The organism is Fervidicella metallireducens AeB, assembly GCF_000601455.1.
Classification (GTDB): Bacteria; Bacillota; Clostridia; order Clostridiales; family Caloramatoraceae; genus Fervidicella; species Fervidicella metallireducens.
Window position 1 is genome coordinate 145,754 of record NZ_AZQP01000001.1, and the last position, 13,962, is coordinate 159,715.

Below are 13,962 nucleotides of genomic sequence, written 5' to 3' on the forward strand. Positions count from 1 at the left end.
GCAAAGACCAGGTCAGCTAGTTGAATAGGTGTCTTTATTTTATTGGAAAATTATAGAAAAATATATCGTAATAAAAAAAATGCAAGTGGATAAAATAAAAATATGCAATATCTTGTAGGAGATTTATGTAATCCTTGTTCGGTTGTGTAAAATTTTCTACAGCTAATCCACAGTGTGTGTGAATTAAATATTAGAATTTTCAAGTTATACACAAACTTATAAACATTATTCACATAATTAAAAAAAGTTATCCACATGAGAACGTAGGAAAGAATAATTATTAACAAAATATTTTATTTAAAGAATTATGATGTAAAACTTTAATGGGGTTTCAAAAAAATAAATATTAAAAAATAAGTCAAAAATACTTGAATATAATAGAAATAAAGATTAAAATAATAGTAAGAAAATTTTAAATATTCCCTTAACTTTACTATGAGAGGGGTAGATATTATGAGATTGACAGTTGTAGGGAAAAACATAATGTTAACAGATGCATTAAAGGACATTGTAGAAAAGAAACTTGGCAAACTTGACAGGTATTTTGATCCTCAGGTTGAGGTAAATGCAACCTTAAGCGTTCAAAAGAACAGACAAATAATTGAAGTTACAATACCATTTAATGGTATGATTCTAAGGGGAGAAGAAGCAACAGAGGATATGTATTCCTCAATTGATAGTGTTGTAGATAAAATAGAAAAGCAGATAATTAAACATAAAACAAAATTAGAGAGAAAGATTCATGAGGGAACACTCAGATTCCCAGAAGTTGAAGAAGATAATATAGATGAGGAGCCCAAAATTGTTAAAAATAAAAAGTTTTATGTAAAGCCTATGGATGCACAGGAAGCAATACTTCAAATGGAACTTTTAGGACATAATTTCTTTGTATTCAGAGATGCTGAAACAAACGATGTAAATGTTATTTATAAAAGAAAAGATGGAAACTATGGCTTAATAGAACCAGATTTTCAATGATTGATATTAAAATAGATATAAGTAATGGAGGTCAAATTTATATGGCCTCCATTTTTTTGAATGTGGTATTTTGGGTTTTACTGCTTGAATTCAATTATATTATAATCATCATAATGTCTAAATCCAATGGAATTATATGCTTTAACAGCAGGGGTATTTTTCTTTGATACCATTAGAGTAGGAGTTTTACCTCTAGCAATTATCATCCTGCAAAGTTCAGAGATTAGAGCCTTACAGTAGCCTTTACCTCTTTCAGTATCAAGTGTGTATACACCACCAATCTGACAAATCTTAGATGTTGAGGTCTGGATGCATCCCTGAGCAAGGATTTTACCATCTTTAAGTAGAAATAAAAAATCATCTCCAGGCACTCGCTGCTTTAACATTTTCTTGATTTCCTCGTAGTTGATTTTTGTGTCAAAGCCATCTTCATATGCATGAATCATAAAGTTTGTTACCTTATCCTCATCTATCTCGTGAGGATATTTGAAATCTATCCCTTCAAGATTGTATGGAGTATAATTGTTATTTATATAATAGCTATCTTCTCCATATTTTTTAACGTCCTTCGTTTCTTTAATAGCTTCATATAAAGGTCTTACTATCTTTTCCATACCCAATAAAAATGAAAAAGTTTTCTTCTTCATTATTTCAGCGAAACATATTACAGCTTTATCATTTTCATAATGGGGTATGCAACTACCTATGTTATAAAATGGAAGTATACCTTGAAGTTTACCATCCTCAAAATAACCATAATAATCTCCAGAACGATTAATTTCCTTATTGTTATCAATACCAACACCAATTACATTTCCGATTATAAAGGTACATTCAATATGATGATTTTCAGCATATTCAAGTACCACTTCCTTATCAGCATTTGTTAGCAACCTTATCATATAAATTCCCCCTTATATATGAAAATCCCTACAGAATCACAAGTTAGAAAGAAAGGTCACTTTTTCGGTGACCTCGTAAAAACCAGTTCCTTTTATAACACTAGAACTACAATTTATCTACTAAATCCTCTATATACATCTTTCCTTCGTTTAGGTCGCATACTTTAATTTGAAAAGTAGAAGTCAGATTTTTACTTATGCCTTCAGGTAAATCTGAAACTAGTAAAATTGATTTATCTGCTGATGTACCCAGTTTTTTTCTAAAATCTGCATATTTAGATATATATCTTTGATAATCCCCTGTTTTACATTCAATCCATATGGGAGAATCATTTATAACGAAAAGCATATCAATTTCAAAATCGTCACCGTTAGGCAACTCAATTTGACAATTTTGTACAAAGGAAAAATTATTGATTTCCTTTGTTTTAAGTAGCTGTAACAGGAAGTGAAGTATGTAATTTTCTAACCAACCTCCTGTAAAAAAATTTATAACCTTTCCAATCCTCTGAGGAGTTCCGATTATAATTTTCGATGATTTTTTGTAAGAATAATTTGTTAAAAAGGCATTCTGGTGAAGTAGATTACAAAATTGGGTGGCATAAGCTATAACCTCTTGAGGTTTATTCTGCATGTTATAATAAAAGCTTCCACCGGTTGATAAAGATGGTTTAATAGTGTTATACAAATCTTTAAGATGGGGATAACGGTTGCCAAGATAGTTAGATAATTTAAAGAATATATCATCTTCTGTTTCTACTTTGTAGCTTTTAATATTTATTTTTTTCGATAGTAGATATTTTATTGCATCGTTGTTTTCTTCGTCTTTTGGAACAAATGTAACTAAGCTTTCTTCGTTTTTTGCAGTATTGTGGAATTTTTTAGAATTAATGAGATTGTGGTTATCAACACCCAGATAGCTTCTAATACAGTGAAGTTCCTCTCGAAGTAATTTAATTTCTTCAGTTAAGTTTTGAATTAGAATGTTATCCAAGGCAACACCTCCTTTGTAGATTATTATATTCTATAAAAAAGGAATAAATCCTTCTGAAGGAATAAAAAATTGGATTAATATAACAATTTTTACATATAGACTATCCATAAATTAAATAATTTGAGAATACAAAGTATATTTGGTATAATGAAAAAAGCTACCTATGTAAAAAAAATTATGTATATTATAGCAATATTGAAAAGTTAGTATATGATAACACATGATATATCATTTATTGATTAGGTAATTTCAAAATGCTATAATCATTTTATTATTGAGGAGAAGGTGAAAATATGGGTATATTAGAAAAAATATTCGGCAGTTATAGTGATAAAGAAGTAAAAAGAATAATGCCTATAGTTAGCAAAATAGAAAGTTTAGAACCTCATATGCAGGGCTTGGCAGACGAAGAATTGAGGAAAATGACAGAAAAGTTTAAAGAAAGATTAAAAAATGGAGAAACCCTTGATGATATTCTGCCTGAGGCATTTGCCGTTGTAAGGGAAGCTTCATGGAGAGTACTTGGAATGAAACATTTTAGGGTTCAATTAATTGGTGGTATCGTACTACATCAGGGTAGAATTGCAGAAATGAGAACCGGAGAGGGTAAAACTCTTGTTGCAACCCTGCCGGCATATTTAAACGCTTTAACTGGCAGAGGTGTTCATGTTGTAACAGTAAATGATTACCTTGCAAAGCGTGATAAGGAATGGATGGGGCAAATATATGAGTTTTTAGGTCTTACAGTTGGTGTAATCACCCATGACCTTGACAGCGAAGAAAGAAGAGCAGCATATAATGCAGATATAACATATGGAACTAATAACGAGTTTGGCTTTGATTATTTAAGAGATAACATGGTAATTTACAAGGAAGAGATGGTTCAAAGGGAACTTAATTATGCCATAGTAGACGAAGTTGACTCAATATTAATAGATGAAGCGAGAACACCTCTTATTATTTCAGGTGCAGGGGAAAAGTCAACTCATTTATATAAGGTTGCTGACAGTTTTGCAAAGGGACTAAGAAAAGAGGAAGATTTTGAAGTTGATGAAAAGCAGCACGCAGTTACTCTAACAGAAAAGGGTATAGAAAAAGCTGAAAAATTCTTCAGTCTGGAGAATTATGGTGATGCAGAAAACATGGAAATACAACACCATGTTATTCAGGCATTAAAGGCAAATTACCTAATGAAAAACGAAATCGATTATGTTGTAAAAGATGGGGAAATCATTATTGTTGATGAATTTACAGGAAGATTGATGGAAGGCAGACGTTATAGCGATGGACTTCACCAGGCTATTGAAGCAAAGGAAGGGGTAAAGGTAGAGAGGGAGTCAAAAACACTGGCTACAATAACCTTCCAGAACTACTTCAGGTTGTACAATAAGCTTGCAGGTATGACTGGTACTGCCTTAACTGAAGAGATGGAATTTAGAGAAATATATGGACTGGATGTAATAGTAATCCCTACAAATAAACCAATTGCAAGGGTTGATGCACCAGATTTAGTTTATAAAACTGAAAGAGGTAAGTTTAATGCAATTGTTAATGAGGTTATAGAAGCTCATAAAAAGGGGCAGCCTGTGCTTGTAGGTACAATAAGTATTGAAATGTCAGAAAAGCTTTCTGAGATGCTTAAGAAAAGAGGAATACCTCATCAGGTTTTAAATGCTAAGTATCATGAAAGGGAAGCTGAAATTGTATCACATGCGGGAGAAAGAGGCATGGTTACAATTGCAACGAACATGGCAGGTCGTGGTACAGATATTAAGCTTGGAGAAGGAGTAAAGGAACTAGGGGGTCTGATGATATTAGGCTCAGAAAGGCATGAATCAAGACGTATAGATAACCAGCTGAGAGGTCGTGCAGGACGTCAGGGAGACCCTGGTTTTACAAGATTTTATATTTCACTTGAAGATGATTTAATGAGATTATTTGGTTCAGATAGAGTTAGAGGTGTAGTTGATAAGTTAGGTTTATCTGAGGATGAACCAATAGAGAGTAAAATGGTTTCCAATGCAATTGAAACTGCTCAAAAGAGGGTAGAAGGTAACAATTTTGAAGTTAGAAAAGCATTATTACAATATGATAATGTAATGAATAAACAAAGAGAAATTATTTACAGCCAAAGAGCCCGTGTTCTTGAAGGTGATGATGTAAAGGAAAACATTTTATCTATGATTAATGATGTTATAGATGCAACCATTGATGCGCATACATCAGAGGATAAATATAGAGAAGAGTGGGATTTAAAAGGAGTAATAAGATATCTTGAAGATATTTTCCTGCCAAGGGGATATGTAAAACTTGAAGAACTTGAAATACTTTCAAAGGAAGAAATAAAGAAAAAACTGTACGATATAGCAGTTGAACTTTATGAAGAAAAAGAGGAAGAATTTGAACCTGAACAGATGAGAGAAATAGAAAGAGTAGTTCTTCTTAGAGCCGTTGACTTAAAATGGATGGATCACATAGATGCAATGGAACAGTTAAAACAGGGTATAGGACTTAGAGCTTACAGACAAAGGGATCCAATCCATGAGTATCAAATCGAAGGTATGAATATGTTCGACGAGATGATATATAATATTAAAGAAGAAACTGTGAGAATGCTTTATAGATTAAAGGCTGAAAGAAAGATAGAAAGGGAGAGGGTTGCAGAACCAACCTCAACTAACTTTGATGATTCATCTACAAAACGAACACCAATTAAAAAAGAAAAGAAGGCAGGAAGAAACGATCTATGTCCATGTGGAAGTGGAAAGAAATTTAAAAACTGCTGTGGAAGGGAATAGTGGAGAGTAATTTTTTCAAAGCGTGACTGCTTTTTAGTGATTGGGTAATTGTATATTAAGGATGGTGATAAGTGTGCACATACATTTTGAAGAACATTATGCAGCAATAAAACCTATGATGGAGACACTGAAGGAAATGGGGGCTTCTCTTTGACATTGATGGTCTTAGAAAAGAGATAGAACTGTGTGAAGAAAAGATGCAGGATCCAGATTTTTGGACTGATGTTGAGAGTGCACAGAGGATAGTGCAAAAGACAAAGATGCTGAAAAATAAGGTTGAAAAATATGAGAACCTTTATAAACGGGTGGAAGATTTAGAGGTTTTAATTGAACTGTCTGATGAGGTAGAGGATTTATCAGCACTTGATGAAATTGTTGCAGAAAGAAGGGAAATCGAAAATAAAATAGAGGAACTCAGAATAGAAACACTTTTATCAGGTGAATATGATAAAAACAATGCAATATTTACAATACATGCTGGAGCAGGTGGAACAGAAGCCTGTGATTGGGCCCAGATGCTTCTTAGAATGTATACAAGATGGGCTGAATCAAAGGGATATACAGTTGAAACTATAGATTTCCTTCCAGGAGATGAAGCTGGGGTTAAAAGTATTACCCTTGAGATTAAAGGTGAATATGCCTATGGTTATTTAAAAGCAGAAAAGGGTGTTCACAGACTTGTTAGAATATCACCTTTTGATGCTGCAGGAAAAAGACATACTTCCTTTGCGTCAATAGAAGTCTTACCGGAAATTACGGAAGAACAGGATATAGAGATAAGATCAGAGGATTTAAAGATTGATACTTATCGTGCAGGTGGTGCAGGGGGACAATATGTTAATAAAACTGAATCTGCAATTAGAATAACACATATTCCAACAGGAATAGTTGTTCAGTGTCAAAGTGAGCGTTCTCAGCACTCAAACAAGGATATGGCCTTAAGAATGCTTAAGTCAAAGTTGATTGAAATGAAGGATAGAGAACGTAAGGAAAAAATTGAAGATTTGTCAGGTGATTTAAAAGAAATTGGATGGGGAAATCAGATAAGATCATATGTTTTCCAGCCATATACCCTGGTTAAGGATCATAGAACAGGTGTGGAAATAGGAAATGTTCAGGGAGTTATGGATGGAGATATAGATGAATTTATAAACGCATATTTAAAGGCTCAGGCTAAATAGTCTGAGCCTTTAAATATGTTTAGAAAGAAGATATGAAACAGACCATCTTTTAAATTTATTTTTCAAAAAGAAATTGGTAGAGGATTCAAAAATATTATCTACAAATATAATAAATATATTATAAAATCTTAAGGTTTCTGAAATATCCTGAAGAATCATGCTGCCGATGCCTTGATTCTGATAATCTGGTTTTACTGCAATTTTACTGATACTTCCGTATTCTATTGTATTGTTGATTTTTAAAAGAGAAAAACCTACTGGAAGGTTATCATATATGCATATCCTGAAGATAGTATTCTTGTCTTTCAACAAATCTAAAACATCATTTTTTGATATAAGCATTGGCTTTGGAAAGCAGAGGGAGTCAATACTTCTTAAGGCTTCATAATAAGTATTTGTATAGTTTACAAACTGACATGTATTTTTATTAGTATTTGTGGAATTACAATATTTATATAAACTTTCTATTTTATATTCAATGGTAAAACCATAAGGAATAAAGGATTCATAAAGTTCTTTCGGGATATGTGGTACATATATTTTACCTGTTAGCTTGGATGAAAGAAAAATGCACATATCAAGTATATCCTTTGAATCCGAAGAAAAATATCTAATCAAAGTACCATCATAGTATTTAATTGGGTAACAGAAATTCATGGGATTAAAATCACTTACAACTAAATCTCCAGAGCTATAAACTTTAGATAGCAGCTTTTCATCAAGAAAAAATAAGTTAACGTATTTTATCAGCCTTTTATAGTCTAAAATTGTTGCATAGTGTGGCATAAAGATCACCTCATTAATTTATATGCTTGGAAGAGAAAGTAGTGAACAAAATATTAAAGAAATAAACAAGTTATCCACAAAAAATGTGAATAAAACTGTTGATACTTATGTTAATTAAAAGTGAATAAATAAAAAATGTGGATAACTTATATGTATAATGCTAAAAATTATATCCTATGTAATCTAATAGGAATAATATGAATATAATTAAATGAGTGTGAGTCTGGGTGGTGATAATTTGGGGGATAATTTCAATGGATTTATGGATGAAGAAACAAGGGAATTAATTAAAAAGTTCAGTCAGAGCAGCCTCCGAAAGGACAGTATTGATAATATTAGTGAAGAAAATGAAAATGAAGAAGAATTCGATGAATGCTTTGGTGAATATATAAAGGGTACATTAAAGGAGGGGATCAGGAATCAGAGGCGTGCACCGGTTAATCCCTGTGACAGCTGTAGAAGAAAACAGGTTATTATCAAACAGTTTAATCGGGTTTGCAATAAAGAATATATACCTCCTTATGTTGATTTAGATTGTAGAAATTATAAGATTGCATCAATAATAGAAAGAGTAGATGAATGTATTGTTGAAAAAGTTTTTCAATATTTAATATTTAGAGTTAGTGTCAGAGAAATAATAAATAATATTGATGATCCAGAATGGCGAAGGCAGGCAGAGGATATAATCAGGGCAGAGGGATATGGATTGTTTATTCAAAAGAATTTTGGAAATTTCAATAAGAAGCAGATAATTGCCATGCTCTTTGATGTTAACTACTGCTACTTTGATTATGAAAATAAAAGGAATTTGGACAAGACAGAGTGTGTGAGTATGCTGAAATACTATATTGTTGTAACCCTAAGGGATAAAATTAATGACAGCTTTTTAAAGATTGTTAAACTAATTGAGCTAGAGCTTGAATACGAAATTGCAGTAGTTGAAGGGGAAATCAGGTACTTAATAAAATGTATACTACAGGAAATTGTCATTACTCCATTTCAAGTAAATGCAGTAGCTATCAATTATTTTAATGTAATTGGAGCATTAACAGAATTATTGAAAATATTTGATGGTTTTGAAGGTGGAAAACATGATGAAAGGTCAGATTTCAGGCACATACGTGATACTATAAGAAAATATGAAAAGGTTGTCAGAACTGCATTTGATATGTTAAATAAAAAGCTTAAACAATGGGAAAAATTAATAGACCAAAGGTCATATATTGTTGGTGCTACTGGAATATGTGAAGTTGGTGAAATTATTCCTTTAAGTGAAAATGATAATATACCAGTGGTTACCCCGCCTATACCATTAATTGTTGTAAATCAGCCTAAGGATTAAAATACAGTAAATTTTTATTTTTGCTAATTTTTAAAGGGTAGGGATATTTGTATTGTATTTTATCATGATTTAAGTTAAATTAAGTATATAAAATTAAATTAATGGGGTGGTTGTTTTGGAAGAAGGACCTAGTAGGAGTATTAAAAACAAATAACCCACCTTTGGCGCTTTTCCTGCGTCTAAAGGTGGACGCAGGAAGGGAGAGAAGACATGATTCAAATTTACAAAACTATTGATGGAAAATTATGCGAAATTGATGCTGTTGAGCATGGATGCTGGGTGAACCTGGTAAATCCTACTGAAACAGAGATGGAACTTGTGTCACAGAAAACAGGTCTTTATATGGAGTTCTTAAGGGCTCCACTTGATGAGGAGGAGAGTTCCCGTATTGAAGTGGAGGACAATCAGACATCAGTGTTAGTGGACATTCCAGTTATGGATGTTCAAAATAAATCAGTACAGTATTATACGATTCCCTTGGGAATTGTATTAAACGATAGTGTAATTGTTACAATCTGCCTTCAGCAGAATAAGGTGATAGATGATTTTGTCAATGAAAAGGTCAAGACTTTTTATACATTTAAAAAGTCAAGATTTATACTTCAGATACTTTATAGGATAGCTACTTACTATCTTCTGTATTTAAAGCAAATAGACAAAACCAGTCATGTTATTGAAGCTAGGCTGCATAGATCAATGAAGAACAAAGAGCTTATACAATTATTGTCTTTAGAAAAGAGCCTTGTTTATTTTTCCACTTCATTAAAGGCTAATGAGATAACTTTAGAAAAAATGTTAAAACTTGAAATGATGCAAAAATATGAGGAAGATACTGATGTATTAGAGGATGTAATAATAGAAAATAAACAAGCTATTGAAATGGCTAACATATATAGCAATATTTTAAGTGGAACAATGGATGCCTTCGCATCAATTATCTCCAACAACTTAAATATAGTTATGAAATTTTTAGCCTCAATTACAATTGTAATGTCAATACCTACAATGATATCAAGTTTCTTTGGAATGAATGTACCTGTTCCATTTAACTCCAATCCATATGGATTTTTGATAATAGTAGCTATAACAGTTGTTGTTGCTTCCTTGGTAACATATATTCTAGCAAAAAAAGATATGTTTTAGAAAAAAAGAGAACGTCTGCATAGGGCAGAGTTCTCTTTTTTTCTAAATCAGTGTAATAAAGATTGACTTTTAGTATTCAATAATATATATTTGCTTTGGGGGGTTTGCATAACATTCATAACATAAAATATTTTGATTAATCAGACAGTTTTAAATCATTGATATTACTGGTTTAGTGTGTTAAAGTTCTAAAGTTGTTGCGTAATTTTAAAATATTATTTTTCATAAATATCTTTATGTTGAAAATTTACTTAAATTCAAGATTGAATAAAGATTACATTCATAAAAAAACAAGAATAAAATTAAAAAAATAAATGACTATGTTAATTATGTACTGAAGAGAAAAAACAACATAAATCGACACAAATTATATAACACATATAGACTTTTGGGTTAAAATAGTATATTATATATATGATGAATATGATTATTAATGAGATAATTTTAAAGGAACTTAAAAATATAATTATAAAAATTTAAAAAAATGAAAAAAAGGGTTATTTTTGTTGCAGGTTTAGGTGTTAGATTTACAAAAAAGTTTTTGGGAGGGCAAATATATGTCAGAAGTACTTGTTGAAGTGACTAGAGGTCCTATAGTTGAATGTATTCACAGGGGAGATGTTGCAGTAGTTAGCGCAGATGGCAAACTTCTTTATTATACTGGAGATGCTCATAAATTAACTTACATGCGCTCTGCTGCAAAACCCCTTCAGGCACTTGAGGTTGTTTTAAGTGGAGCAGCTGATAGATTTAATTTTACAGATGATGAACTTTCAGTAATGTGTGCTTCACACTATGGTGAAGAGTTTCATTTAAATGCAGTTGAGTCCATTTTAAGGAAGCTTGGTTTAGAAAAGGGTCAGCTTTTGTGTGGAACGACAACATCTTTAAATCCAGATTATGCATTAAAGTTAGCTAACCTGGGAACGGTTTTAACACCAGTATATAACAACTGTTCAGGTAAACATTCCGGTATGTTAGCCGTTTGTGTACAAAAAGGATATTCCCTTGAGGATTATACATCCCCAGTTCATCCTGTTCAGATTGAAATGAAAAATATAATTTCTTACATGTGTAAGATTGACGTTAATGAAATAGTTGTAGGTACAGACGGATGTACTGTTCCCGTTTTTGGAATGCCTTTATACAATATGGCATTAGGATTTGCTAGATTAGCAAATCCAGAAAAATTATCTCCTGAGTATAAAAAGGCAGCGGAGAGAATATTTACAGCAATGAATAATAGTCCTGAGATGGTAGCAGGTACTAATGGGTTCTGCTCAGAATTAATGAGAATTACAAAGGGAAAACTAGTTGCAAAACTTGGTGCAGAGGGTGTTTATTGTATCGGAGTAAAGGGCATGGGAATAGGTATTGCCCTTAAGATTGAAGATGGAGGAACAAGGGCTCTTTCACCAGCTGCAATGCAGGCCCTTGAAGATTTAAAGATTCTTACAGAAGAAGAAAGGGAATTGCTGAAAAACTTTAAAATAAAGGAAAATAAAAATAATGTAAAGGCGGTTGTGGGTCAGGTTAAACCTGCATACCATCTTACAAAGGCATAAGGGAAGCTTAGGCTTCTCTTTTTATTTACAGAAAAATGGGGATGTTTACAAATATAAAGATTTATAAGCAAACTTGAAGAAAAATTTAATGAAGGGTATTATATAATAAAAGGAGGGGCATACAATGTCACAGATTATAAAACAATTAACAGAAGAGTTAAATATAAAAGAATGGCAGGTTAAGAATACAATTGAATTAATTGATTCAGGCAATACTATTCCTTTCATTGCCAGATATAGAAAAGAAGTAACTGGTGAGCTTGACGACACTACTTTAAGAAATTTTTATGAAAGACTTACATATCTTAGAAATTTAGAGCAGAAGAAAGAAGAAGTTAAAAGACTGATAGAAGCCCAGGGAAAATTAACAGAGGAAATAATAAATAATATAGATAATGCTTTAAGCATAACAGAGGTAGAGGATATTTACAGACCATTCAGACCTAAAAAGAGAACCAGGGCGACTATTGCAAAGGAAAAGGGATTAGAACCACTGGCGGCTTTAATTTATTCGCAGGATTTTACAGATGATTTACTTAAAATTGTTGAAGGATACGTAAATAAAGAGCTAGGGGTGGAAAACCATGAAGATGCAATAAAGGGTGCCATGGATATTATAGCTGAAGATATTTCAGATAATCCTGAATATAGAAAAGAAATAAGAAGATTAACCTTTAGGGAAGGTTTGATTGTTACAAAGGGACTAAAGGATGAAACATCACCATATGAGATGTATTATAAGTACAGTGAAGCTGTAAATAGAATAGTATCCCATAGAATATTGGCAATTAACAGAGGAGAAAAGGAAGAATTTCTATCTGTAAAAATAGAAGCTCCAATTGAAAAAATACTGTCTTTTTTAGAAAACAAAGTAATAAAAAGATCCTCTAAGGAAACATCTTATTTACTGGAAACTATTAAGGACAGCTATAACAGGTTAATAGCTCCATCTGTTGAAAGGGAAATAAGAAATGAGCTTACAGAAAAGGCGGAGGAACAGGCGATTAAAGTTTTCGCAGCTAATTTAAAAAGTCTTCTTATGATTTCTCCTGTGAAGGGAAAGGTTGTATTAGGTTTTGACCCAGGTTTTAGAACAGGATGTAAAGTTGCTGTTGTTGATGAAACAGGTAAATTGCTTGATTATGCAACAGTTTATTCTACAGCACCTCAAAATGATATTGAGGGTAGTAAGAAGATATTAAAGGAACTCATTTATAAATATAATGTTGATATAATTTCCCTTGGAAATGGAACAGCTTCAAGGGAATCAGAGATTTTCTTAGCAGAGCTGATAAAAGAAGTTGAGTGTGAAAGTGGTAAAAAAATATATTATGTCGTTGTTTCAGAAGCTGGTGCATCTGTTTATTCTGCCTCAGAGATTGCTGCAAAGGAATTCCCAGATATAAATGTATCTATAAGAGGGGCTATTTCAATTGCCAGAAGACTTCAGGATCCTTTAGCTGAGTTGGTGAAAATTGACCCAAAATCAATAGGTGTCGGTCAGTATCAACATGACGTATCACAGAAGAAACTTGATGAGTCCTTAAAAGGAGTAGTTGAAGATTGTGTTAACTCAGTTGGGGTTGATTTAAATACAGCATCTGCACCGCTGCTTTCTTACATATCAGGAATTAATGCAGCTACAGCAAAGAATATAGTTGAATATAGAGAGGAAAATGGAAAGTTTAGAGATAGAAGAGAAATATTAAAGGTTAAAAGATTAGGGGAAAAAGCCTTTGAACAGTGTGCAGGATTTTTAAGAATACCTGAGAGTGAAAATGTTCTGGATAATACGGCTGTCCATCCAGAGTCATATTCGGCGGCAGAAAATATACTTGAAAAACTTGGATATACAATTCAGGATGTTAAGGATAAAAAGCTTAATGATATAGATAAAAAGCTGGATGAATATGGGGTTGAGAAATTATCAAGTGAGACAGGGGTTGGCATACCAACACTGAGGGATATAATTTCAGAACTGAAAAAACCAGGAAGGGATCCAAGGGAATCATTGCCACAGCCTATATTTATGTCAGGGGTTATGGAACTTGAAGATTTAAAGCCAGGAATGATTTTAAAAGGTACAGTGAGAAATGTTGCAGACTTTGGAGCATTTGTGGATATAGGAGTTCATCAGGATGGACTTGTGCATATATCGGAGCTTTCCGATAAATATATAAAACATCCTCTGGAAGTTGTTAAGGTAGGAGATATTGTTAATGTTAAAGTCTTAGAAGTGGATGTAAGAAGAAGGAGGATTTCACTTACTATAA

10 protein-coding genes are annotated in these 13,962 nt (G+C 32.3%); 7 read left to right on the top strand and 3 right to left on the bottom strand.

Going from position 1 to position 13,962, the window contains the following annotated elements; all coding sequences use genetic code 11:
* Positions 1-453 precede the first annotated feature (453 nt).
* Complete coding sequence (hpf, locus tag Q428_RS00745) at positions 454-978, top strand: ribosome hibernation-promoting factor, HPF/YfiA family (RefSeq protein WP_035377247.1); 525 nt, start codon at positions 454-456, stop codon at positions 976-978.
* A 77-nt stretch (positions 979-1,055) separates the two neighbouring features.
* Here the strand turns inward: hpf and Q428_RS00750 are convergent, their stop codons facing one another.
* Entirely contained in the window at positions 1,056-1,880 is an 825-nt protein-coding gene (locus tag Q428_RS00750) for a GNAT family N-acetyltransferase (RefSeq protein ID WP_035377249.1), read from the bottom strand.
* Positions 1,881-1,986: 106 nt separating this feature from the next.
* The gene (locus Q428_RS00755; RefSeq protein WP_035377251.1) at positions 1,987-2,874 is read right to left on the bottom strand and encodes a hypothetical protein; all 888 of its coding nucleotides are present in this window, start codon (positions 2,872-2,874) and stop codon (positions 1,987-1,989) included.
* Positions 2,875-3,167: 293 nt separating this feature from the next.
* Here Q428_RS00755 and secA point away from each other — a divergent pair, with 293 nt between their 5' ends.
* Entirely contained in the window at positions 3,168-5,672 is a 2,505-nt protein-coding gene (gene secA / locus Q428_RS00760) for a preprotein translocase subunit SecA (protein ID WP_035377253.1), read from the top strand.
* A 73-nt stretch (positions 5,673-5,745) separates the two neighbouring features.
* A protein-coding gene (gene prfB / locus Q428_RS00765; protein WP_423219564.1) for a peptide chain release factor 2 occupies positions 5,746-6,853 on the top strand; the annotation gives its coding sequence in 2 pieces (ribosomal slippage) (positions 5,746-5,811 and positions 5,813-6,853; 1,107 coding nt in all).
* Positions 6,854-6,862: 9 nt separating this feature from the next.
* Here the strand turns inward: prfB and Q428_RS00770 are convergent.
* Positions 6,863-7,639 (bottom strand): GNAT family N-acetyltransferase, encoded by a 777-nt coding sequence (locus Q428_RS00770; protein ID WP_035377257.1) that lies wholly within the window; start codon positions 7,637-7,639, stop codon positions 6,863-6,865.
* Between the two features lie 238 nt (positions 7,640-7,877).
* On the opposite strand from Q428_RS00770, the gene Q428_RS00775 reads away from it, so the two are divergent.
* The 4 genes from Q428_RS00775 to Q428_RS00790 form a co-directional block, all read left to right on the top strand.
* Entirely contained in the window at positions 7,878-8,981 is a 1,104-nt protein-coding gene (locus Q428_RS00775) for a hypothetical protein (protein ID WP_035377259.1), read from the top strand.
* 210 nt (positions 8,982-9,191) lie between these two features.
* Positions 9,192-10,124, top strand: a complete 933-nt coding sequence (locus tag Q428_RS00780) for a magnesium transporter CorA family protein (protein WP_035377261.1) — start codon at positions 9,192-9,194, stop codon at positions 10,122-10,124.
* A gap of 557 nt (positions 10,125-10,681) precedes the next feature.
* On the top strand, positions 10,682-11,689 hold the full coding sequence (locus Q428_RS00785) for an asparaginase (protein ID WP_035377263.1): 1,008 nt from the start codon (positions 10,682-10,684) through the stop codon (positions 11,687-11,689).
* A 124-nt stretch (positions 11,690-11,813) separates the two neighbouring features.
* On the top strand, positions 11,814-13,962 hold a 2,149-nt coding region (locus Q428_RS00790), incomplete at its 3' end, for a Tex family protein (protein ID WP_035377265.1).

Bases quoted from the DNA above. Each gene is read 5' to 3' on its own strand.
- hpf (WP_035377247.1), top strand. From the start codon at position 454: ATGAGATTGACAGTTGTAGGGAAAAACATAATGTTAACAGATGCATTA.
- Q428_RS00750 (WP_035377249.1), bottom strand. From the start codon at position 1,880: ATGATAAGGTTGCTAACAAATGCTGATAAGGAAGTGGTACTTGAATAT.
- secA (WP_035377253.1), top strand. From the start codon at position 3,168: ATGGGTATATTAGAAAAAATATTCGGCAGTTATAGTGATAAAGAAGTA.
- Q428_RS00770 (WP_035377257.1), bottom strand. From the start codon at position 7,639: ATGCCACACTATGCAACAATTTTAGACTATAAAAGGCTGATAAAATAC.
- Q428_RS00780 (WP_035377261.1), top strand. From the start codon at position 9,192: ATGATTCAAATTTACAAAACTATTGATGGAAAATTATGCGAAATTGAT.
- Q428_RS00785 (WP_035377263.1), top strand. From the start codon at position 10,682: ATGTCAGAAGTACTTGTTGAAGTGACTAGAGGTCCTATAGTTGAATGT.